The sequence below is a fragment of the Streptomyces sp. NPDC087787 genome, assembly GCF_044743035.1.
GTDB lineage: Bacteria > Actinomycetota > Actinomycetes > Streptomycetales > Streptomycetaceae > Streptomyces.
Genome location: NZ_JBIUVQ010000032.1, coordinates 24,049 through 46,083, shown reverse-complemented (window position 1 = coordinate 46,083; position 22,035 = coordinate 24,049). Strand labels below are relative to the sequence as shown.

Sequence of the window (22,035 nt, the reverse complement as noted above, 5' to 3'; positions counted from 1 at the left end):
GGTGTTTCCGACTCTATCAGATCTTTTTCCGATCCGATTTCCTCGGCGCTTTCCAGGTTCCCGCTCTCGCGTTTCCCTTTCCGGCGGTTCCGACTTTATCAGAGATTCTGAGTCGGTTTTCCGCCGGTTCCGGGAGTGTCCCCCGAAGTGCTTGAAGCCTTCGGGTTCCCGTCCTGGCGGAGCCGTAAACGTACTGGAGCGGGGCGCCCCGATGCAAATCGAGGTGCCCCGCTCCCAGTTCGTCCCGGGGGACGTACTCGGGTCAGACCTCCACGACGACCGGGAGGATCATCGGCCGGCGCCGGTAGGAGTCCGAGACCCACTTGCCGAGGGTGCGGCGGATGAGCTGCTGGAGCTGGTGGGAGTCCGCGATGCCCTCCTGGGCCGACTTCTCCAGCGCCTCCGCGATCTTCGGGATCACCGCGGCGAAGGCGGAGTCCTCGATGCCCGAGCCGCGGGCCTGGACGTGCGGGCCGCCCGTGACCTTGCCCGTGGTGGAGTCGACCACCACGAAGACCGAGATGATGCCCTCGTCGCCGAGGATCTTCCGGTCCTTCAGCGCGGGCTCGCCGACGTCGCCGACCGAGAGGCCGTCCACGTAGACGTAGCCGGCCTGGACCTTGCCGGAGATCCTGGCCTTGCCCTCGACCAGGTCGACGGTCACACCGTCCTCGGCGATGACGATCCGGTCGTGCGGGACTCCGGTGAGAGCGCCCAGCTCGGCGTTGGCCCGCAGATGGCGCCATTCGCCGTGGACCGGCATGAGGTTCCGCGGGCGGCAGATGTTGTAGAAGTACAGCAGCTCGCCGGCCGAGGCGTGGCCCGAGACATGCACCTTGGCGTTGCCCTTGTGCACGACGTTGGCGCCCCAGCGGGTCAGGCCGTTGATGACCCGGTACACCGCGTTCTCGTTGCCCGGGATCAGCGACGACGCCAGGATCACCGTGTCGCCCTCGACGATGCGGATCTGGTGGTCGCGGTTGGCCATGCGGGACAGCGCCGCCATCGGCTCGCCCTGCGAGCCGGTGCAGACGAGCACGACCTCGTGGTCGGGCAGGTCGTCCAGGGTCCGGACGTCGACCACCAGGCCCGGCGGGACCCTCAGATAGCCCAGGTCCCTGGCGATGCCCATGTTGCGGACCATGGACCGGCCGACGAAGGCGACCCGGCGGCCGTACTCGTGCGCGGCGTCCAGGATCTGCTGGATGCGGTGGACGTGGCTGGCGAAGCTGGCCACGATGATCCGCTTGCGCGCGCCGCCGAAGACCTGGCGCAGCACGTTGGAGATGTCCCGCTCGGGCGGGACGAAGCCCGGCACCTCGGCGTTGGTGGAGTCCGCGAGGAGGAGGTCGATGCCTTCCTCGCTCAGCCGCGCGAACGCGTGCAGGTCGGTCAGGCGGTTGTCCAGCGGGAGCTGGTCCATCTTGAAGTCGCCGGTGTGCACGACCATGCCCGCGGGGGTGCGGATGGCGACCGCGAGGGCGTCCGGGATGGAGTGGTTGACCGCGATGAACTCGCAGTCGAAGGGGCCGACGCGCTCACGCTGTCCTTCCGCCACCTCCAGGGTGTACGGGCGGATGCGGTGCTCCTGGAGCTTGGCCTCGATGAGGGCGAGGGTCAGCTTGGAGCCGATGAGGGGGATGTCCGGCTTCTCGCGCAGGAGGAACGGGACTCCACCGATGTGGTCCTCGTGGCCATGGGTGAGGACGATGCCCTCGATGTCGTCGAGACGGTCACGGATGGACGTGAAGTCCGGCAGGATCAGGTCGATTCCGGGCTGCTCCTCCTCGGGGAAGAGCACTCCGCAGTCGACGATCAGCAGGCGGCCGCCGTATTCGAAGACGGTCATGTTCCGGCCGATCTCGCCGAGGCCACCGAGAGGGGTGACCCTCAGACCGCCGTCGGCAAGGCGCGGGGGCGAACCCAGTTCAGGATGCGGATGACTCAAAAGACTCTCCTCAAACACGCGCGCCACGTACCGGTGGGCACGTGGCGCGCGTGACGTTCGTGCAGAAGCAGTTGTCATGTTGGGTTGCGGGCACCGGTGGCCCGCCTATTCAGTTGTCAGGCCTCGGGTTCACGGGGTGGTGCGAAGTCTCGTTGTCAGAGCTGTACCCCGCCGGCGGCAAGATCGATCTTGAGCTGCTCGGTCTCCTCGGGCGTGAGCTCGATCATCGGGGCCCGCAGCGGACCGCTGGGCAGGCCCTGGAGGGCGAGCGCGGCCTTGGTGGTCATGACGCCCTGGGTGCGGAACATCCCGGTGTACACCGGGAGCAGCTTCTGGTGGATCTCGGTGGCCTTCTGGACGTCGCCGGAGGTGTACGCCTCGACCAGGGCGCGCAGGTCCGGGGTGACGACGTGGCCGACGACGGAGACGAAACCGACCGCGCCGACCGAGAGCAGGGGCAGGTTCAGCATGTCGTCGCCGGAGTACCAGGCGAGGCCGGAGCGCGCGATGGCCCAGCTCGCCCGGCCGAGGTCGCCCTTGGCGTCCTTGTTGGCGACGATCCGCGGGTGCTCGGCGAGGCGCACGATCGTCTCGGTGTTGATCGGGACGCCGCTGCGGCCGGGGATGTCGTAGAGCATGACCGGCAGGCCGGTCGCGTCGGCGATGGCCTTGAAGTGCCGGTACAGGCCCTCCTGCGGAGGCTTGTTGTAGTACGGCGTGACGGTCAGCAGGCCGTGCGCGCCGGCCTGCTCGGCGGCGCGGGCCAGTCCGATGCTGTGCCGGGTGTCGTTGGTGCCGACGCCCGCCACGACGTGGGCACGGTCGCCGACCGCTTCCCGGACCGCGCGCACCAGGTCCGTTTTCTCCGCATCGCTGGTGGTGGGGGACTCGCCGGTGGTGCCGTTGACGATCAGGCCGTCGTTGCCTGCGTCCACCAGGTGGGCGGCGAGCCGCTGCGCGCCGTCGAGGTCGAGTGCGCCGTCCGCCGTGAAGGGCGTGACCATGGCGGTGAGGACCCGCCCGAAGGGGGTCTGCGGAGTCGAGGTCGGAGCCATGGGTAACACGCTACTCGCTGCTCAAGGTGGGGGCTGCCCTCGGGGGGCGGACCGACGGGTGCCGGCAAAAATGGAGCCCGGCACTGCCTGCTCGGGGGTTCAAGCAGTGCCGGGTCCGTTTGATCAGGCTAGATGAACTTCTGCAAGCCCCGCAATCCGGACACTTCGCCCGGCTGAACCGTACATCTGTACCTGCCTGGGGCGGAGGGCGCCGGTTACGGCGCTACCCGGCCGTTGGCGTTGAAGGCGGCGTGGGTCAGCGGCATGAGCCTGGCCCACTCGGCCTCCATCTTCTCGCCCACCATCTCGATCTCCCGCTGCGGGAAGGACGGCACCTTGGCCAGCTCGTGCTGGGTGCGCAGACCGAGGAAGTGCATGAGCGAGCGGGCGTTGCAGGTGGCGTACATCGACGAGAACAGGCCGACCGGCAGGACCGAGCGGGCCACCTCGCGGGCGACACCGGCCTCGAGCATCTCCTGGTAGGCCTCGTACGCCTGCCGGTAGGAGTCCGTCATGACCCGGCCGACCAGCTCCTGCTGGGCCTGGGTGCCCTCGACGAACCGGTACTTGCCCGGGCGGCCCTCCTGGACGAGCTTGCGGGACTCGTCGGGGACGTAGAAGACCGGCTCCAGCTCGCGGTAGCGCCCGCTCTCCTCGTTGTACGACCAGCCCACGCGGTGCCGCATGAACTCGCGGAAGACGAAGATGGGGGCGCTGATGAAGAAGGTCATCGAGTTGTGCTCGAAGGGGCTGCCGTGCCGGTCGCGCATGAGGAAGTTGATCAGGCCCTTGGAGCGCTCGGGGTCCCTGTCCAGCTCGGCCAGGGACAGCTCGCCGAGGGTGGAGACGCGGGCCGCGAACAGCACGTCGGCGTCCGACGCGGCGTGCTTGACCAGGTCGACGGTGACGTCGCTGCGGAAGCTGGGCTTCGGGTCGTCGGCGGGGGTGGCGGTCACGGCTGGGCGGGTCCCTTCCTTCACGTCTGACGGGCGGCGCCCACTTTACGGCTCTACGGCCCGCATCCGGCATCGGGGCATTCGGTGCCGGGGCGCGACATCTTTGGTGAAGATCTGCGATTTCGGTGGAACCGGGCACCTTTGGGGACACTCGGTCGTCCGTATGGGTGAGACACCCCTGTTCGACCCCCGGAAGGAGTCGTACCCCCGATGCTCCGTCGGCGCGAGCCCGTACCGTTCGCCTTCGTCGCCGAAGCCGACCGGTTCCGCAGCAATGTCGCTCCCCCGCCCCGCGAGCGCGTGTCCACCGGGCGAATAGCCGGGCGCTGCCTGCTGGGGCTGACCATCGTCGCCGCGCTCGTGGGCTCCGTGATCCTCGGCACGCCCGCGCTGACCATCAGCCACTCCCCCGCCGAGACCCAGCAGTCCCAGGTCTCCCCCGGACACTGAGCCGGTGCGGGCGCCGTGCCACCGCCCCGGTGGCACGGCGGGCACCTCCCCCGGACCCCCACGGGTGGTGGGCGCGGACCCATGCGGATAGCCTCACCGGGCACAGCCCACGCATGGATTGAGTGAGGACCAGCCGTGCCCCTGTCCTTCCTGACGGCCGACCGCGCCTTCGACGCGGCGGACGACGTAGCGCTTCCGTTCGACGACCGCGAGCGCTGGCGACGCCCCTACCGGCCCGGGCCGTGGCGCGTGGGGGTGGCCGCCCTCGTGCTGCTGCTCGCCTCCTTCGTGCTGCTCGCGGGGGTCGTCACGGCGGTCACCGCCACGCTGTCCTCCGCCGGTTTCTGCTTCGTCGTCGCCCTGGTCCTGATCGCGGGCGCGCTGCGGATGCTGCGCATGGGCGTCTGGGTCAGCGCGCGCGGGCTGCGCCACGTGAGCCTCCTCGTCACCCGTACGACGCCGTGGCCACAGGTCGCCGGCGTGCGGACCGTGCAGCAGCCGGTGCGCTGGCTGGGGCTGCCGCGCACGGTGCAGGGACAGGCGCTGGCGCTCAGCCGCACGGGCCGTGGGCAGCAGGAGCCGCCGCTGCTGATGACCACGCACAACGCCGACTTCCTCGGGCGCGCCGAGGCGTTCGACCGGGCGGCGGACGCGGTGGAGGCGTGGGCGGAGGAGAACAGGCAGCGTTGACGCCGGCCGCCGATGTGCGTGAAGGGGCCCGGTCCGCGCGTGCGGACCGGGCCCCTTCGCGTACACGGCGGTGTTCCGGGCGTCAGACGGTCTGCACCGGTTTGCCGTCGTGCAGGGCGATCGCCCGCTGCATCGCCTTGCGGGCCCGGGGGGTGTCGCGGGCGTCGTGGTAGGCGACGGCGAGGCGGAACCAGGTGCGCCAGTCGTCGGGGGCCGCCTCCGTCTCGGCCCTGCGCTCGGCGAAGACCCGGTCCGCCGAGTCACGGTCGATGCGCCCGCTGGGCGTGCGGCTCAACTCGTCGAGGGGCAGGCCCCCTTCGGCGTCGAGCTCGGCGGCGAGCTGGTTGGCCCGGCGGACGAACTGGGTGTTCTTCCACAGGAACCACAGGCCGATCACCGGCAGGATCAGCACGGCGATCCCGAAGGCGACGGTGACGGGTGTGCCGTACTGGATGAGCATGACGCCGCGGCTGCCGACCAGGACGAAGTAGAAGACCAGGACGGCGGCCGTGACGAGGTAGGTGATCTTCGCGCGCATGAGGGGCTTCGGGGCTCAGTTCAGGTCGAGGAAGTGCTCCAGGCCGATGGTCAGGCCCGGAGTGGTCACCACGCGGCGCGCGCCGAGCAGGATGCCCGGCATGAAGCTGCTGTGGTGGAGCGAGTCGTGGCGGACGGTGAGCGTCTCCCCCTCGCCGCCCAGCAGGACCTCCTGGTGGGCGAGGAGACCGCGCAGGCGCACGGAGTGGACCGGCACCCCGTCGACGACGGCGCCGCGCGCTCCGTCCAGGGCGGTGACGGTGGCGTCCGGCGCGGGGGCCGAGCCCGCCTCCGCCCGGGCCTCGGCGATGAGCTGCGCGGTGCGGGTGGCGGTGCCCGACGGGGCGTCGGCCTTGTTCGGGTGGTGCAGCTCGATGACCTCGACCGACTCGAACCAGGGCGCGGCGATCTGCGCGAACTTCATGGTGAGCACGGCGCCGATGGAGAAGTTCGGCGCGATCAGCACACCGGTCTGCGGGGACAGGGCCAGCCAGCCCCGCAGCTGCGCGAGGCGCTCGTCGGTCCAGCCGGTGGTACCGACGACGGCGTGGATGCCGTGCCGTACGCAGAAGTCGAGGTTGCCCATGACCGACCCGGGGGTGGTCAGTTCGACCGCGACCTGCGCGCCGGTCTCGGCGAGGGTCTCCAGCTTGTCGCCCCGGCCGAGGGCGGCGACCAGTTCCATGTCCTCGGCGGCCTCCACCGCCCGTACCGCCTCGGACCCGATCCGGCCCTTGGCACCGAGGACCGCCACGCGCAGCTTGCTCATCTCTTGCTTCCTTACCACCGACGGACGGACAGGGAGTCAGGCGACCGCGTCGTGCAGACGCTCGGCCTGCTTGTCCTTGAGCGGGCCGATGACCGACAGCGACGGGCGCTGTCCCAGGATGTCCCGGGCGACCGAGCGGACCTCGTCCGGGGTGACCGCGGCCATCCTGGCCAGCATGTCGTCGACGGAGATCTGCTCGCCCCAGCACAGTTCACTCTTGCCGATACGGTTCATCAGCGCACCCGTGTCCTCCAGGCCGAGGACGGTGGAGCCCTGGAGCTGGCCGATGGCGCGGCCGATCTCGTCGTCGGTCAGCCCGTTCTCGGCGACGTGGTCGAGTTCGTCCCGGCAGATCCTCAGCACGTCGTGCACCTGGCTCGGGCGGCAGCCGGCGTAGACGCCGAACAGTCCGCAGTCGGCGAAGCCGGAGGTGTAGGAGTACACGCTGTAGGCCAGGCCGCGCTTCTCCCGGACCTCCTGGAAGAGGCGGGAGGACATGCCGCCGCCGAGGGCTGTGTTCAGCACGCCCAGGGCCCAGCGCCGGTCGTCGGTGCGGGCCAGGCCCGGCATGCCGAGGACGACGTGCGCCTGTTCCGTCCTGCGGTTCTGCAGCTCGACCCGGCCGGCGGCGCGCAGGGTGCGGCGGCCGTCGCGCGGGGCGATGGGGGCGGCGTGGGCGTTGCCGAGGGCGCCGGCCTTCTCGAAGGCGGCGCGGACCTGGCGTACGACCTTGGCGTGGTCGATGTTGCCGGCGCAGGCGACCACCAGGTGCGTGGGGTCGTAGTGCTTCTTGTAGAAGCGGCGGATGCGGTCGGCGGTGAGGGCGTTGACCGTGTCGACCGTGCCGAGGACCGGGCGGCCGAGGGCGTTGTCGCCGAACATGGTGTGCGCGAACAGGTCGTGCACGCAGTCGCCGGGGTCGTCCTCGGTCATGGCGATCTCCTCGAGGATCGCGCCGCGTTCGACGTCGACGTCCTCCTCCAGGATCAGCGAGCCGGTGAGCATGTCGCAGACGACGTCGATGGCGAGGGGCAGGTCGGTGTCGAGCACGCGCGCGTAGTAGCACGTGTACTCCTTGGCCGTGAACGCGTTCATCTCGCCGCCGACAGCGTCGATCGCGGCGGAGATGTCCAGGGCGGACCGGCGGGACGTGCCCTTGAAGAGCAGGTGCTCCAGATAGTGCGTGGCGCCGTTGAGCGCGGGCGTCTCGTCGCGGGAGCCGACGTGCGCCCAGATGCCGAAGGTGGCGGAGCGCACGGAGGGCAGGGTCTCGGTGACGACGCGCAGGCCGCCCGGGAGGGTGGTCCTGCGGACGGTGCCGATGCCGTTCTGGCCCTTGACGAGGGTTTGGGTACGGGCGACGGCCCGCGCCTCCGAAGAGGTGCGGGCCGTCGCCTTGAAGCCACGGGACGTCACTTGTCGGCGTCGTCCTTCTTGTCGTTGCCGTCTTCCTCGCCCTCGATCACGGGGACCAGGGAGAGCTTGCCGCGGGAGTCGATCTCGGCGATCTCGACCTGGACCTTGTGGCCCACGCCGAGCACGTCCTCGACGTTCTCCACGCGCTTGCCGCCGGCCAGCTTGCGGATCTGCGAGATGTGCAGCAGACCGTCCTTGCCGGGCAGCAGGGAGACGAACGCGCCGAAGGTGGTCGTCTTCACGACCGTGCCCAGGTAGCGCTCGCCGACCTCGGGCATCGTCGGGTTGGCGATGCCGTTGATCGTGGCGCGGGCGGCCTCGGCGGACGGGCCGTCGGCGGCACCGATGTAGATCGTGCCGTCGTCCTCGATGGTGATCTCGGCGCCCGTGTCCTCCTGGATCTGGTTGATCATCTTGCCCTTGGGGCCGATGACCTCACCGATCTTGTCGACCGGGATCTTCACGGTGATGATCCGCGGCGCGTTCGGGGACATCTCGTCCGGCGTGTCGATCGCTTCCATCATCACGTCGAGGATGTGGAGGCGGGCGTCACGGGCCTGCTTGAGGGCGGCGGCCAGGACGGAGGCCGGGATGCCGTCCAGCTTGGTGTCGAGCTGGAGGGCGGTGACGAACTCCTTGGTGCCGGCGACCTTGAAGTCCATGTCGCCGAAGGCGTCCTCCGCACCGAGGATGTCGGTGAGGGTCACGTAGTGCGTCTCGCCGTCGATCTCCTGGGAGATCAGGCCCATGGCGATACCGGCGACCGGGGCCTTCAGCGGCACACCGGCGTTCAGCAGCGACATGGTGGAGGCGCAGACCGAGCCCATCGAGGTCGAGCCGTTGGACCCGAGGGCCTCGGAGACCTGACGGATCGCGTACGGGAACTCCTCGCGTGTGGGCAGCACCGGCACGAGCGCGCGCTCGGCGAGGGCTCCGTGGCCGATCTCGCGGCGCTTGGGGGAGCCGACGCGGCCGGTCTCACCGGTGGAGTACGGCGGGAAGTTGTAGTTGTGCATGTAGCGCTTGCGGGTCACCGGGGAGAGGGTGTCCAGCTGCTGCTCCATGCGGAGCATGTTCAGGGTGGTGACGCCCAGGATCTGGGTCTCGCCACGCTCGAACAGCGCGGAGCCGTGCACCCGCGGGATGGCCTCGACCTCCGCGGCCAGCGTGCGGATGTCGGTGACACCGCGGCCGTCGATGCGCTTCTTCTCCTTGATGACGCGCTCACGGACCAGGGTCTTGGTCAGCGAGCGGTACGCGGCGGAGATCTCCTTCTCGCGGCCCTCGAACTCGGGCAGCAGCTTCTCGGCGGCCAGCCCCTTGACGCGGTCCAGCTCCGTCTCGCGCTCCTGCTTGCCGGCGATGGTGAGCGCCTGGGCGAGCTCGGGGCGGACGGCGGCGGTCAGCGCCTCCAGGACGTCGTCCTGGTAGTCGAGGAAGATCGGGAACTCGCCGGTCGGCTTGGCGGCCTTGGCGGCGAGGTCCGACTGGGCGCGGCAGAGCACCTTGATGAAGGGCTTCGCGGCCTCCAGACCGGCGGCGACGACCTCCTCGGTGGGGGCCTCGGAGCCGCCGTCGACCAGCTTGATGGTCTTCTCGGTGGCCTCGGCCTCGACCATCATGATCGCGACGTCGCCGTCCTCCAGGACGCGGCCGGCGACCACCATGTCGAAGACGGCGTCCTCGAGCTCGGTGTGCGTCGGGAACGCGACCCACTGGCCGCTGATCAGCGCGACGCGGACGCCGCCGATCGGGCCGGAGAAGGGCAGGCCGGCCAGCTGCGTCGACGCGGACGCGGCGTTGATCGCCACGACGTCGTACAGGTGGTCGGGGTTGAGCGCCATGACGGTGCAGACGACCTGGATCTCGTTGCGCAGGCCCTTCTTGAAGGACGGGCGCAGCGGGCGGTCGATCAGGCGGCAGGTGAGGATGGCGTCCTCGGACGGACGGCCCTCACGGCGGAAGAAGGAACCGGGGATCTTCCCGGCCGCGTACATCCGCTCCTCGACGTCGACCGTCAGCGGGAAGAAGTCGAGCTGGTCCTTGGGGTTCTTGGACGCGGTGGTGGCTGACAGCACCATGGTGTCGTCGTCCAGGTACGCGACGGCGGAGCCGGCGGCCTGCTTGGCCAGGCGGCCCGTCTCGAAGCGGATGGTACGGGTGCCGAAGGGGCCGTTGTCGATCACGGCTTCGGCGTAGTGGGTCTCGTTCTCCACTAGCGTTTTCTCCTCGTCGTCGTCCTCCCGCCCGTGTGGCGGGGGGACGGTGGCGGAGAGGCGCTCCGTCCGGTGCGGGCCGGTCTTCGATCGAAGCACCCGGGGTTCACTTCTCCCGGGGGCCACTACCGAGGACCGGCGGCGGCGAGGTGCGCTCCTCCTCGTTTCGTCATGGGCGGACATGCCGTGCCCGCCTGGGGCAGGCCCTGTCACGCCGTGTCACAGGTACTGCGTACTGCGTCTACTGCGTCGTGCTACCACACTACAAAGCGGCACCGACACTCCGCACGTTCCCGTGCGTTCTCTTACGTACGGCAAAGGGAGCGGTCCCCTGTCTCGCGGGAACCGCTCCCTTCACGACGTCCTACTTGGCGCCCGCCGCACCGCGGCGGATGCCGAGGCGGTCGACCAGCGCACGGAAGCGCTGGATGTCCTTCTTGGCGAGGTACTGCAGCAGGCGGCGGCGCTGACCGACCAGGATCAGCAGGCCGCGGCGGGAGTGGTGGTCGTGCTTGTGGGTCTTGAGGTGCTCCGTCAGGTCGGAGATCCGACGGGACAGCAGAGCGACCTGGACCTCGGGGGAGCCGGTGTCACCCTCCTTGGTACCGAACTCGGTGATGATCTGCTTCTTCGTTGCGGCGTCGAGCGACACTCGTACTCCTCGTGCTCCGTGAGTGGCCTCCGAGTGCCCCCGGTCTTCGTCTCGGGGGAGCTTCCCTGACTCGGGAGGCGGGGATCCGCTGGGCGCGGCCTCCAGGGCCCGCAGGACTTCCTGCGAGGGCTCCGGGGGTGCGTACACAAACGGCCGTCACACAGCGTACCAGGCCGCGACGGCCCGATTTCCCCCGGTTCTCCGATCCTGCCTAGGGGGGCCGGCGGGCCACTAGGGTGAGCGCGGCACCGTTGGGCTCGTCTGGAAGGGGTCGCTGCGACATGGCGGAGACGGAAGCGGAGATCAAGGCTCGCAAGGAACGCGAGCGCGACGAACTGTACGCGCTCGACATCTCCGGTGTGCAGTGGCACTGCGCGCCGGGCACGGAGGAGCACGAGGAGCGCGTCGAGATCGCCTATCTGCCCGACGGCGCCGTCGCCATGCGGTCCTCCCTCGACCCGGAGACGGTGCTGCGCTACACGGAGGCGGAGTGGCGGGCGTTCGTGCTGGGCGCACGGGACGGCGAGTTCGACCTGGAGCCCGCTCCGCACAACGGGGGGCTCGCGGCCGAGTGAGGGGCGCGCGGACATGAAAGGGGGCGGCACGTGCGCGTGCCGCCCCCTTTCGTCAACCCGCGTGACGGATGGGCGTGGTTGCCGGATCGGTCCTTCAATGGCCCTGCCGGCCAGGCCGGTTCGTGAGCCGTGGTGTCTCGGGGTTCAGGGTTCACCTTCTGTACGGCTTGAGTACGGATGTGTCCGTTCTGCTTGCGGATGCCTTGCTGTGCACGGCGATTCGGGGCAGGTTGTCGTCAAGTGTGCGGGCGCCGGGGGACGGACGGGCCTGCCGTGGTGAGTCTCCTGGTGATTAGGCTGGGACAGGGGGCGCGATGTCGGAACCCGTGAACCGGGCATCGTCGTCACGGGGGGAAGTCGGTGGATCGGACGGCCTCGAACGACCAAGGACGACGAGAAATGGTCGCCCCCGCACGGCATTGAGGGCGCTCGACCACACCAGGAGGAACTGTGAGCAGCGATCGGGACGGGATCCGCGGGGGCTGGGCCACGCCCGGCGACGACCAGCCCGACGCGGCGTCCGCCATCGAGGCGACGGGCGAGTTCACGATCGACTACGCGCCGCCCGCCTGGTACACGCAGAACGCGTCGAGCGGGCCGGGGCAGTCGGCCGACGCGGCCGGTGGGGCGGGAGGCCCTTCTCCTGACGCCCCGGTTCCGCCGGGGGCCCCGGTTCCGCCGGGGGCCCCGGTTCCGCCGGGGGCCCCGGCTGCGCCGGGCGGTCCCGGGCGGCCCGCCGCTCCGAGCGGTCCGGTGCCCGGGCTGACTCCGCCGCCGCACGCCACGGCGACGCCGGGGGCGCCCTTCACACCTCCTCCGCCGACGCCGGGAGCGCCCTTCACGCCGCCGGCTCCCGCGCCGGGGGTGTCCCTCACCCCGCCTCCGCCCGCGCCAGGCGCGCCCTTCACGCCGCCGGCTCCCGCACCAGCAGCGTCGTTCACTCCACCCGCTCCCGCACCGGGGGCACCGTCCACTCCACCTCCGCCCGCGCCAGGCGCGCCCTTCACTCCGGCCGCGCCTGCGCCGGGGGCACCGTTCACGCCGCCCCCGCCGGCGGTGGGGGGCCCGGTCGCCGTGCCGAAGCTGCCGCTGGGTGACGGGTTCGAGCCGCAGCAGGCGGCGGATTCGCCGGAGGAGGATACGGCCGGTGCCTCGTCTCCGGCGGCGGTGCCGCACATCCCGGTAGGCGGGTCGCCCTCGGGCCCGGGTACCGGGGCCGGCGACCTTGAGAGCGGTGCCACCATGCGGATCTCCGCCGTCGCCGTCCGGCGGGAGGCGGCGCAGGTGGCCGACGAGCAGGGCGAGGCGCCCGGCCCCGAGGACGGGGAGGACGAGTCGGCCGCGGTGACGGACACGGACTCTCAGGCCGGGACCGGTGCCGGCGCCGCGACTCACGAGGCCGACGAGTCGGGCGACGAGCCGGAGGGGTCCGGGGAGACCGAACCGGCCGGCGTGACCGGGCTTCGGGACGGCTCCGACGCAGCGGAGGATGTGGCTGAGGATGCCGACTCGGGCGACGTGGACGTGGTCCCGGCGGATTCCGATGCCGAGTCCGCCGACGTCGAGGCCGAGGAGGACCAGGTAACCGAGCCGGCGTCCGCCGAATCCTCTGATGCCGAGGAGGCGGAGAAGACGGAGGAGACCGAGGCGCACGCGGAGGCGGAGGCGGATGCCTCGGTGTCCGACACCGAGGTGACGGACGGCGCGCCCGAGGAATCCGCTGCCGCGGCCTCGGAGCCCGTCCCCGACGAACTTGAGGACGCCACTCCGGACGACTCGACGCCCGCCGCGGAACCGCAGGACGCTGCCCCGCAGGACTCGGAGCCGCAGGACTCGGAGCCGCAGGACGCCGTTCCGCAGAAGCGGGAGGAACGGGAGTCCGAGCCCGAGGACGCCGTTCCGCAGGACGCCGTTGTTCAGGCCCCGGCATCCCCCGACACGGCGTCCCAGGAGGCCACCCCGGCAGCGGCCGCCGAGGCTTCGCAGGGCGCGCCCGCCGCCTGGGCTCCGCCGCCGGTCCCGCAGGGTCCGGTGCCGCCCCTGCCGCCGTCGTACCAGCCCGCGGTGCCCGCGTCAGCGGCTCAGTGGCCCAGCGAGCCGCAGCCGACGGCTCCGCAGGGTCAGCCGCACGAGTCGGCCCAGCAGCCGCCCTTCCAGCCGCAGGCGCCTCAGCCCGCGCCCGCTGCCTGGACTCCGCCCGCCGTACCGTCACCGCCGCCCCCGGCGTCCGCTCCAGCGGCCCCGCAGCAGGGCTACGGCTTCCCGCACCCCGGCACCCCCGGTGCGCAGCAACCGCCGACCGCTCCCCCCGAGCCCCCGGCCGGATACGGCTTCCCCCAGCCCGGCACCCCCGGTGCGCAGCCCTCGCCCGGCAGCCGGCCGCCGACCAGCCCCACCGCACCTCCCGCCAACCCGCAAACCGGATACGGCTTCCCCGGTCCCGGCATCCCCGGCACCCAGCCGCCGGCAACCGCCCCCGCCGAGCCCCCGGTCGGCCCCCAGGCCGGATACGGCTTCCCCCAGCCCGGCACCCCGGGCGCGCAGGCCTCGTCGGCGGGCCGGCCTCCGACGGGCCCCACCACTCCCCAAGCCGGATACGGGTTCCCCGGCACCCAGCAGCCGCCCACGCGGCAACCGGCAACCGCCGCCGCCCCGGACCCGGCCAACGCCCAGCCCGGTTACGGCTTCCCGCAGCCCGGCACCCCGGGTGCGCATCCCGCGCCCGGCGGCCGGCCGCCGACCGCCCCCACCGCACCTCCCGCCGACCCCCAAGCCGGATACGGGTTCCCCCAGCCCGGCGCCCCCGGTGCGCAGCCCCCCGCCGCGGGCCGGCCGCCGGTTCCTGGCCCGGTGGGCGCGGAGCAGCCGGGCGGATACGGGTTCCCGCAGGGCCAGGGCCCGGCCGCCGCCCCTGGTGTCCCCAACCCGCCCGCGCAGCCCGGCGGAGCTCAGGCGCAGCCGCCGGCTCCCCCGCAGCAGCCCGTCGACCCCCGTCTCGGGGCCAGTTGGCCGCAGCCCATACAGCACGACCAGCGCCAGCCGATCAACCCCGGTGCGGCACCGCTCGGTTACACGGCGGCCGTGGAGCTGTCCTCCGACCGGCTGCTCAACAACAAGAAGCAGAAGGCCCGCAGCACTCGGCCCGCCGGTCCCGGAGCACGGTTCCGGATCGGCGGGAAGAAGGAGGAGGCCGAGCGGCAGCGCAAGCTGAGCCTGATCCGTACACCGGTGCTGTCCTGCTACCGCATCGCGGTCATCAGCCTCAAGGGCGGCGTCGGCAAGACGACCACCACCACCGCGCTCGGCTCCACGCTCGCCACCGAACGGCAGGACAAGATCCTCGCCATCGACGCCAACCCGGACGCCGGCACGCTCGGCCGCCGGGTGCGCCGGGAGACCGGGGCCACCATCCGTGACCTGGTCCAGGCGATCCCGTACATCAACTCCTACATGGACATCAGGCGGTTCACGTCCCAGGCGCCCTCGGGTCTCGAGATCATCGCCAACGACGTCGACCCGGCCGTGTCCACGACGTTCAACGACGAGGACTACCGCCGCGCGATCGACGTGCTCGGCAAGCAGTACCCGATCATCCTGACCGACTCAGGTACGGGTCTGCTGTACAGCGCCATGCGCGGTGTGCTCGACCTCGCCGATCAGCTCATCATCATCTCCACGCCGTCCGTGGACGGTGCCAGCAGTGCCAGTACGACGCTGGACTGGCTGTCGGCGCACGGGTACGCCGACCTCGTCTCCCGTTCCCTCACCGTGATCTCCGGGGTGCGCGAGACCGGCAAGATGATCAAGGTGGACGACATCGTCGCGCACTTCGAGACCCGTTGCCGCGGTGTCGTCGTGGTGCCCTTCGACGAGCATCTGTCCGCCGGTGCCGAGGTCGACCTCGACATGATGCGGCCGAAGGTGCGGGAGGCGTACTTCAACCTCGCGGCGATGGTCGCGGAGGACTTCGTACGGCACCAGCAGGCGCACGGACTGTGGACCTCCGACGGCAACCCGCCGCCGGTCGCGGCCCCGCCCATGCCGGGCCAGCCGTACCCCGGCCGGCCGGTTCCCGGACAACCCCATCCGGGCCAGCCGTACCCCGGCCGGCCCGCCCCTGGCCAGGCGTACCCCGGACAGGCGGTCCCAGGCCAACCCGCCGTCGGCCAGGTGCCCTACGGCCAACCCGCCCCCGGTCAGCCGCTTCCGGGCCAGTTCGCTCCCCAGCCGCCCGGCCAGACCGGGCAGCCCGGACAGCCCGGTCCTGCTCAGCCGTACCCGGCCCAACCGCAGCCCTACCCCGGCCACCAGCCAGGACAGCCGGGCCACCCCGCTCAGCCGGACCAGGCTGACCAGCCCTACCCCCAGACCCCGCAGCAGCCGGGCCAACCCAGCCCGGCTCACCCGCAGACTCCTCCCCCGCCCCACCAGTAGCTCCACCACCCCTCCGGGCCCGCGCCGTTCCCACGGCGCGGGCCTTCGCGTGTTCGCAGTCAGAACCGGTCGTATTCCGCCGCCACGCCCTCACCAGGAAGGCTTCAGTGGTCTCCACCAATGGGAGCAAGATCGCACTCAAGTCGTTATTTCCGCAGGCCACATGGGGTTTGACGCACCGTTGACGCGCGCAGACTGCCGCTGATAGACACTCACTTCATTCCGCCGGCGCCACCCGATCAAGCCCGTTCAAGCCAGCCCGGCAGAAGGCGCAAACCGTCTTCTGCGAGCGACGACGCGAGGTCACCGAGCCATGAAGACACACGATCAGCACGGCAGAGGACGTACCGGCCCCCGGTTGAAGGGGACACGGTTGCTGGCCGCGGGCGCCGCCGCCCTCGCCCTCACGGCCGGGCTCGCGACCCCCCTCGCTCCGGCCGCGCCGCAGGCCCACGCCGCGGAGAGCGCGCAGGGCAAGAAGGGCAAGAAGGTCCTCACGGTCGCCGTCGCGCAGAGCGTCGACTCGCTCAGTCCCTTCCTCGCGGGACGTCTGCTCAGCACGAGCGTCCACCGGCTGATGTACGAGTACCTGACCAACTACGACCCCAAGGACGCCCACGTCGTCCCGGCCCTGGCCACCAAGTGGGAGCCGTCGCCGGACAAGCTGACCTGGACGTACACGATCCGCTCGAACTCCAAGTGGTCGGACGGACAGCAGGCCACCGCCGAGGACGCGGCCTGGACGCTCAACAAGATGATGACCGACGAGGGCGCTGCCACCGCCAACGGCAACTTCGTCACCAACTTCGCCGAGGTCACCGCGCCCAGCCCCACCGAGCTCGTGATCCGGCTGAAGAAGCCGCAGGCCACGATGACCGCGCTCGACGTGCCGATCGTGCCCAAGCACGTCTGGGAGAAGGTCGACGACTTCTCGAAGTTCAACAACGACAAGAGCTTCCCGATTGTCGGCAACGGGCCGTTCGTCCTGACCGGCTACAAGCCCGACAGCTACGTGCGGCTGGAGGCCAACAAGAGCTTCTGGCGAGGCGCGCCGAAGTTCGACGAGCTGGTCTTCCGGTACTACAAGGACCAGGACGCCGCCGTCGCCGCGCTGCGCAAGGGCGAGGTCTCCTTCGTGGCGGGCTCGCCGGCCCTGACACCCGCTCAGGCCGCCTCGCTCAAGGGCGCACAGAACATCCACGTCAACGAGGGCCCCGGCCGCCGCTTCTACGCCCTCGCCACCAACCCGGGCGCCCAGGCCAGGAACGGCAAGAAGTTCGGTGACGGCGACTCGTCCCTGCTGGACGAGCGGGTGCGGCACGCGCTGTTCATGGCGGTGGACCGGCAGACCATCGTGGACAAGGTCTTCCAGGGCCACGCGGAGCAGGGCCAGGGCTACATCCCGCCGCGCTACGAGTCGTACTTCTGGAAGCCGTCGGCGGACCAGGAGCTGGCGTACGACCCGGCGAAGGCCGGCCTGCTCCTCGACGAGGCGGGCTACAGGAAGAACGCGGACGGCAAGCGCGTCGGCAAGGACGGCAAGCCGCTGAACTACCGCGTGCTGTGCCACGCCACCGACCCCAACGACAAGGCGGTCGGCAAGTACCTCCAGGAGTGGTGGGGCAGGCTCGGCATCGGGGTCGAGCTCAACTGCCTCGACAACGTGACCGATCCATGGCTCGCGGGCAAGTACGACCTCGCCTTCGACGGCTGGTCCGTCAACCCGGACCCCGACTACGTGCTCTCCATCCACACCTGCGCCGCGCTCCCGGCGACCCCGAAGGACACCGACGCCACCGACGACTTCATCTGCGACAAGAAGTACGACGAGCTGTACGCCAAGCAGTTGGCCGAGTACGACCCCGCCAAGCGGGCGGACCTGGTCAAGCAGATGGAGTCGCGGCTGTACGACCTCGGGTACATGAACGTCATGGCCTATCCGAACGCCGTCGAGGCCTACCGCACGGACCAGATCGAGTCGATCACGACCATGCCGGCCAAGGCGGGCAACATCTACGGCCAGGACGGCTACTGGAGCTGGTGGTCGGCCGTTCCGGCGAACTCCGGCGATTCCTCGGGCGGTTCCACGTCGACGGGCGTCATCATCGCGATCGTCGCCGGCGTCGTCGTCCTCGGCGGCCTCGCGGCGCTCTTCGCGGTGCGCCGCCGGGCGACAGCAGAAGACCGCGAATAGGCAGTGAGCGCACATGACCGCTGAAGCGACACCCGCGCTGGTCGAGGGGCCCGCCGCCGATCCGGGGAAGTCCGGACCGGCGGCGGGCCGCGGACCCCGGGCGCGGACCGGTACCACCTATCTGCGGTACGCGGCGGGCAAGCTGGGCGGTGCGGCCGTGTCCCTGCTCGCCGTCCTCGTCACCAGTTTCTTCCTCTTCCGGCTGATCCCGGGCGACCCGGTGAAGTTCATGACCGCCGGCCGGCCGGTCTCCGCGCAGCAGCTCGCCGCCTACCGGCGGGAGTTCGGGCTCGACCTGCCGATGTGGCGGCAGTTCACGGACTACTGCGGCAAGGCGCTGACCGGGGACCTGGGAACCTCGTACCAGTTCCGCACACCGGTCATCGACAAGATCACCGAGGCGCTGCCGAACACCCTGCTGCTGACCGGTACGGCCTTCGTGCTCTACACCGCCCTCGGGGTTCTCCTCGGCACCCGCTCCGCCTGGCGGCACGGGAAGCTCGGCGACCGTGTCAACACGGGGCTGGCGCTGACGCTCTACTCGATCCCCGCGTTCTGGCTGGGGCTGCTGCTCATCATCGTGCTCTCGGTCGGCGTGGGCCCGGTCCCGGGCCTGTTCCCGACCGGGGGCATGGAGTCGGGCGGCAAGGAGGGCCTCGCGTACGCCGTCGACGTCGCCCACCACCTCGTGCTGCCGGTGGTGACGCTGGTCGCGGTCGAGTACGGGCAGACGTTGCTGGTCACGCGGTCGGCGCTGCTTGACGAGATGGGCAGCGACTATCTGACGACCGCGCGGGCCAAGGGACTTCGCGACGACCTCGTACGGCGGCGGCACGCCGTGCCGAACGCGCTGCTGCCGACCGTGACGCTGATCTTCGTCAATCTGGGGCGGACGGTCGCGGGAGTGATCCTCGTCGAGACCGTGTTCTCCTGGCCGGGTCTGGGCGGACTGTTCTACCAGGCGCTGAGCGTGCCCGATCTGCCGCTGGTGCAGGGGCTGTTCTTCGTCTTCGCCGCGGCGGTGATCCTGATGAACACCCTTGCCGACGTCCTGTATCCGCTGCTCGACCCGAGGGTGGGACGATGACCGCCGACACCACCGCGACCACCGGTCCGGACCGGGCACCCGACCCCGATTCCGGCCCCGGCCCGCGCGCGCTCGCGAGGCAGCGCCGCCGGGCCTCGGTCGTCCGCTTCTGGATGCAGTACCGGACTCACCGGGCGGGCCTGGTGGGGCTCGCCGCCCTCGTGCTGTGCGCGCTGGTCGCGCTGACCGCGCCGCTGACCGTCGGGTCGGACGTGCAGAGCGTGACCGACGCGCCCGGCGGGCCGCTGGAGAGTCCGAGCGCCCACTTCCCGCTGGGCACCGACCAGTTCGGCAGGAACCTGCTGGGCCTTCTGATCTGGGGCTCGCGCGTCTCGCTGCTGGTCGGGCTGCTCGCCGCCGTGCTGTCGGTGGCGATCGGCGCGGTCATCGGCGTCACCGCCGGGCACTTCCGCGGCTGGTACGCCACGGTGATCATGCGGGTCACCGACTGGTTCCTGGTGATGCCGACGCTGGTGCTCGCCATCGCGCTGGCCACCGTCATGTCCCGCTCGCTGGGCACGATCATCCTGGCGATCGGCGTCACCACCTGGCCGACCACCGCCCGGCTGGTGCGGGCGCAGACGCTGGCGGTGGAGTCGCGGCCGTACATCGAGCGGGCCAAGGCGCTCGGCGGCGGCCACTGGCACGTGATGTCCCGGCATGTGCTGCCCAACGTCATGCCGCTGGTGCTCGCACAGACGACCCTGATCATCTCCTCGGCGATCCTGGCGGAGGCGACGCTCGCCTTCCTCGGGCTCGGCGACCCGACGCTCGTCTCCTGGGGCGGGCTGCTCCAGGACGCGCGCGAGGCCGGCGCGGTCAGCTCCGGCGACTGGTGGTACCTGGTGCCGCCGGGCATCGCCATCGCGGTCGTCGCGCTGGCGTTCACCCTGTGCGGGCGGGCCGTCGAGGCCGTTCTCAACCCCAGGCTGGGGGTGTCGCGTTGAGTCTCCTCGAAGTGCGCGACCTGGAAGTGACGTACGCGTCGGGGGCGGCCGCGGTGCGCGGGGTGGACCTCACCCTCGGCGCCGGCGAGAAGCTCGGCATCGCGGGCGAGTCCGGCTGCGGCAAGTCCACGCTGGCGCTGGCGCTGCTGCGGCTGCTGCCGGCCGGGACCCGGGTCGGCGGCGAGATCCTGCTCGACGGCGAGGACGTGCTGGCCATGAAGTGGGGCCGGGTGCGGGCGGTCCGCTGGGCGGGGGCGTCGATCGTCTTCCAGGGCGCGATGCACTCGCTCAACGCCGTGCACCGCGTCGGCGACCAGATCGCCGAGCCGATCCTGCTGCACCGCAAGGCCACGCCGGCCGGCGCGCGGAAGAAGACCGGTGAACTGCTGGAGCAGGTGGGGCTGCCCGCCGCGCGGGCCGGCGCCTACCCGCACGAGCTGTCCGGCGGCCAGCGGCAGCGCGTGATGATCGCGATGGCCCTGGCCTGCGACCCCCGGCTGGTGGTCGCCGACGAGCCCACCACCGCGCTCGACGTGATGATCCAGGCACAGATCCTGCGCCTGATCGAACGGCTCGTGAGCGAGCAGGACCTGGGCCTGCTCATGATCAGTCATGACCTCGCCGTGCTGGCCGACACCTGCGACCGGCTCGCGATCATGTACGCGGGCCGCGTGGTGGAGGAGGGCCCGGCCCGGCAGGTCTACGAGGACGCCCGGCATCCCTACGGCAAGGCCCTGTCGGACGCCTTCCCCCGGATCGGCGACCCGGCGTCCCGCTTCGCTCCGCGCGGTCTGGCGGGCGACCCGCCGGACCCGTCCGCCGTTCCCTCAGGCTGCGCCTTCCACCCGCGCTGCCCGGTCGCCCTCGACCTGTGCGGCACCCAGGACCAGTTCCTGAGGGAGGCCGGTCCGCGACGGCGGGCGGCCTGCGTCCACGTGGACGCGGGGGCGGAGGCGGAGGCGGAGACGCCAAAAGCGGAGACGACGGAGGACGACGTGAGGAGCGGCACGCCATGACCACATCCGCGCTGCTGAGCGTCGAAGGGCTGCGGGTCGTGTTCCCCGGTCGGCACGGCGGGCCCGCGGCCCGCGCCGTGGACGGGGTCGACCTCGACATCCGGCGCGGCGAGATCGTGGCGCTGGTCGGCGAGTCGGGCTGCGGCAAGACGACCCTGGCCCGCTCCCTGCTCGGTCTGGTGCCGCCGACAGCGGGCCGCGTCACGTTCGACGGTGCCCCGCTCGACTACTCCTCCCGGGCGCTGAAGGCGTACCGCAAGCGGGCCCAACTGGTGCTCCAGGACCCGAACGGCTCACTCAACCCCCGGCACACGGTGTACGACGCCGTGGCCGAGGGTCTGCGCGTCCACGGATACCGAGGGGACGAGCGCGCTGCCGTCGCCGGAGCGCTGGCACGGGCAGGGCTGCGACCGCCCGAGCGCTTCTTCCTGCGCTACCCGCACGAGCTGTCCGGCGGCCAGCGCCAGCGCGTGGTCATCGCGGGAGCCCTGGTCCTGGAGCCGGAACTCCTCGTCGCCGACGAGCCGGTGGCCTCCCTGGACGCCTCGGTGCGTGGCGAGATCCTCGCCCTGCTGCTGCGACTGCGTGCCGAACTCGGCCTGTCCGCGCTGGTGGTGACGCACGACCTGGGGCTGGCCTGGAACATCGCCGACCGGGTCGCGGTGATGTACCTCGGCCGGATCGTGGAGACCGGTGAGGTGGAGCAGGTCCTGACCGCTCCCCGGCACCCGTACACCCGGGCCCTGTTGTCGGTCCTGCCCGAGGCGGCCGGAGAACCGGTCGTCCTGACGGGTGAGCCCCCGGACCCGTCCCGGATCCCCTCCGGCTGCCGCTTCCACGTCCGCTGCCAGGTCCTGGCGGACGGCGACGCGGAACGGGCGGGCGTGGCGGACGCGTGCCGCGGCCGGGACCTGGAGATCCTGCACGGGGGCGGGGAAGCCCAGGTGGCATGCCACTGGGCGCGCGCCATGACCGTGCCCGGGGAAGAGACCGGGCCACAGGCGGTGGCTGAGGCACAGACGGAGGCGGGCGCAGAGGCGTAGGCCGGTCGCCGGTCGCCGGTCGCCGGTCGCCGGTCGCCGGTCGCCGGTCG

General features: G+C 71.3%; 17 protein-coding genes and 1 pseudogene. 10 read left to right on the top strand and 8 right to left on the bottom strand.

What is annotated here, in order from left to right; genetic code table 11:
• Positions 1–262: 262 nt before the first annotated feature.
• The 3 genes from ACIOWN_RS32805 to thyX form a co-directional block, all read right to left on the bottom strand.
• Positions 263–1,948: a ribonuclease J gene (locus ACIOWN_RS32805; RefSeq protein ID WP_362357362.1), complete on the bottom strand. Its 1,686-nt coding sequence runs from the start codon at positions 1,946–1,948 to the stop codon at positions 263–265.
• Positions 1,949–2,103: 155 nt separating this feature from the next.
• Positions 2,104–3,003, bottom strand: a complete 900-nt coding sequence (dapA, locus tag ACIOWN_RS32800; protein WP_362357360.1) for a 4-hydroxy-tetrahydrodipicolinate synthase — start codon at positions 3,001–3,003, stop codon at positions 2,104–2,106.
• A gap of 215 nt (positions 3,004–3,218) precedes the next feature.
• Positions 3,219–3,959, bottom strand: a complete 741-nt coding sequence (gene thyX, locus ACIOWN_RS32795) for an FAD-dependent thymidylate synthase (RefSeq protein ID WP_362357358.1) — start codon at positions 3,957–3,959, stop codon at positions 3,219–3,221.
• Positions 3,960–4,169: 210 nt separating this feature from the next.
• On the opposite strand from thyX, the gene ACIOWN_RS32790 reads away from it, so the two are divergent.
• Positions 4,170–4,409: a hypothetical protein gene (locus ACIOWN_RS32790; RefSeq protein WP_362357356.1), complete on the top strand. Its 240-nt coding sequence runs from the start codon at positions 4,170–4,172 to the stop codon at positions 4,407–4,409.
• 135 nt (positions 4,410–4,544) lie between these two features.
• Positions 4,545–5,099, top strand: coding sequence for a hypothetical protein (locus tag ACIOWN_RS32785; protein WP_362357354.1), 555 nt, complete (start codon positions 4,545–4,547; stop codon positions 5,097–5,099).
• An 82-nt stretch (positions 5,100–5,181) separates the two neighbouring features.
• Here ACIOWN_RS32785 and ACIOWN_RS32780 read toward each other — a convergent pair whose 3' ends face one another.
• From ACIOWN_RS32780 to rpsO, 5 genes are all read right to left on the bottom strand, one after another.
• A complete protein-coding gene (locus tag ACIOWN_RS32780; RefSeq protein ID WP_401984243.1) occupies positions 5,182–5,637 on the bottom strand; it encodes a hypothetical protein in 456 nt (151 codons plus the stop codon).
• Between the two features lie 15 nt (positions 5,638–5,652).
• Positions 5,653–6,405, bottom strand: a complete 753-nt coding sequence (gene dapB / locus ACIOWN_RS32775; RefSeq protein ID WP_362357352.1) for a 4-hydroxy-tetrahydrodipicolinate reductase — start codon at positions 6,403–6,405, stop codon at positions 5,653–5,655.
• Between the two features lie 36 nt (positions 6,406–6,441).
• On the bottom strand, positions 6,442–7,821 hold the full coding sequence (locus tag ACIOWN_RS32770; RefSeq protein ID WP_362357350.1) for a pitrilysin family protein: 1,380 nt from the start codon (positions 7,819–7,821) through the stop codon (positions 6,442–6,444).
• Positions 7,818–10,037: a polyribonucleotide nucleotidyltransferase gene (locus tag ACIOWN_RS32765; protein ID WP_362357348.1), complete on the bottom strand. Its 2,220-nt coding sequence runs from the start codon at positions 10,035–10,037 to the stop codon at positions 7,818–7,820. Before ACIOWN_RS32765 ends, ACIOWN_RS32770 begins: the two co-directional genes overlap by 4 nt.
• 364 nt (positions 10,038–10,401) lie before the next feature.
• Complete coding sequence (gene rpsO, locus ACIOWN_RS32760; protein ID WP_100571636.1) at positions 10,402–10,689, bottom strand: 30S ribosomal protein S15; 288 nt, start codon at positions 10,687–10,689, stop codon at positions 10,402–10,404.
• Positions 10,690–10,970: 281 nt separating this feature from the next.
• Here rpsO and ACIOWN_RS32755 point away from each other — a divergent pair, with 281 nt between their 5' ends.
• The 8 genes and pseudogenes from ACIOWN_RS32755 to ACIOWN_RS32720 all read left to right on the top strand — a co-directional run bounded on the left by ACIOWN_RS32755 (position 10,971) and on the right by ACIOWN_RS32720 (position 21,985).
• The gene (locus ACIOWN_RS32755; RefSeq protein ID WP_362357346.1) at positions 10,971–11,264 is read left to right on the top strand and encodes a DUF397 domain-containing protein; all 294 of its coding nucleotides are present in this window, start codon (positions 10,971–10,973) and stop codon (positions 11,262–11,264) included.
• Positions 11,265–11,714: 450 nt separating this feature from the next.
• A pseudogene (locus ACIOWN_RS32750) lies at positions 11,715–11,846 on the top strand (SCO5717 family growth-regulating ATPase); the annotation flags it as partial.
• 660 nt (positions 11,847–12,506) lie between these two features.
• Entirely contained in the window at positions 12,507–15,698 is a 3,192-nt protein-coding gene (locus ACIOWN_RS32745) for an AAA family ATPase (protein ID WP_362357342.1), read from the top strand.
• A gap of 313 nt (positions 15,699–16,011) precedes the next feature.
• Positions 16,012–17,892 (top strand): ABC transporter substrate-binding protein, encoded by a 1,881-nt coding sequence (locus ACIOWN_RS32740; protein ID WP_362357340.1) that lies wholly within the window; start codon positions 16,012–16,014, stop codon positions 17,890–17,892.
• A gap of 13 nt (positions 17,893–17,905) precedes the next feature.
• On the top strand, positions 17,906–18,979 hold the full coding sequence (locus ACIOWN_RS32735) for an ABC transporter permease (protein WP_362357338.1): 1,074 nt from the start codon (positions 17,906–17,908) through the stop codon (positions 18,977–18,979).
• Positions 18,976–19,926 carry an ABC transporter permease gene (locus tag ACIOWN_RS32730; RefSeq protein WP_362357336.1) on the top strand — a complete coding sequence of 317 codons (951 nt, stop codon included), beginning with the start codon at positions 18,976–18,978 and terminating at the stop codon, positions 19,924–19,926. The genes ACIOWN_RS32735 and ACIOWN_RS32730 overlap by 4 nt, the downstream gene beginning before the upstream one ends.
• Positions 19,923–20,942 carry an ABC transporter ATP-binding protein gene (locus ACIOWN_RS32725; protein ID WP_362357334.1) on the top strand — a complete coding sequence of 340 codons (1,020 nt, stop codon included), beginning with the start codon at positions 19,923–19,925 and terminating at the stop codon, positions 20,940–20,942. The genes ACIOWN_RS32730 and ACIOWN_RS32725 overlap by 4 nt, the downstream gene beginning before the upstream one ends.
• Entirely contained in the window at positions 20,939–21,985 is a 1,047-nt protein-coding gene (locus ACIOWN_RS32720) for an ABC transporter ATP-binding protein (protein ID WP_362357332.1), read from the top strand. Before ACIOWN_RS32725 ends, ACIOWN_RS32720 begins: the two co-directional genes overlap by 4 nt.
• The last annotated feature ends 50 nt before the right edge of the window (positions 21,986–22,035 follow it).

Coding starts and splice junctions, on each gene's coding strand:
- ACIOWN_RS32730 (WP_362357336.1), top strand. CDS start 18,976: ATGACCGCCGACACCACCGCGACCACCGGTCCGGACCGGGCACCCGAC.
- ACIOWN_RS32740 (WP_362357340.1), top strand. CDS start 16,012: ATGAAGACACACGATCAGCACGGCAGAGGACGTACCGGCCCCCGGTTG.
- ACIOWN_RS32735 (WP_362357338.1), top strand. CDS start 17,906: ATGACCGCTGAAGCGACACCCGCGCTGGTCGAGGGGCCCGCCGCCGAT.
- ACIOWN_RS32755 (WP_362357346.1), top strand. CDS start 10,971: ATGGCGGAGACGGAAGCGGAGATCAAGGCTCGCAAGGAACGCGAGCGC.
- dapA (WP_362357360.1), bottom strand. CDS start 3,003: ATGGCTCCGACCTCGACTCCGCAGACCCCCTTCGGGCGGGTCCTCACC.
- ACIOWN_RS32790 (WP_362357356.1), top strand. CDS start 4,170: ATGCTCCGTCGGCGCGAGCCCGTACCGTTCGCCTTCGTCGCCGAAGCC.
- ACIOWN_RS32720 (WP_362357332.1), top strand. CDS start 20,939: ATGACCACATCCGCGCTGCTGAGCGTCGAAGGGCTGCGGGTCGTGTTC.
- ACIOWN_RS32745 (WP_362357342.1), top strand. CDS start 12,507: ATGCGGATCTCCGCCGTCGCCGTCCGGCGGGAGGCGGCGCAGGTGGCC.
- dapB (WP_362357352.1), bottom strand. CDS start 6,405: ATGAGCAAGCTGCGCGTGGCGGTCCTCGGTGCCAAGGGCCGGATCGGG.
- ACIOWN_RS32780 (WP_401984243.1), bottom strand. CDS start 5,637: ATGCGCGCGAAGATCACCTACCTCGTCACGGCCGCCGTCCTGGTCTTC.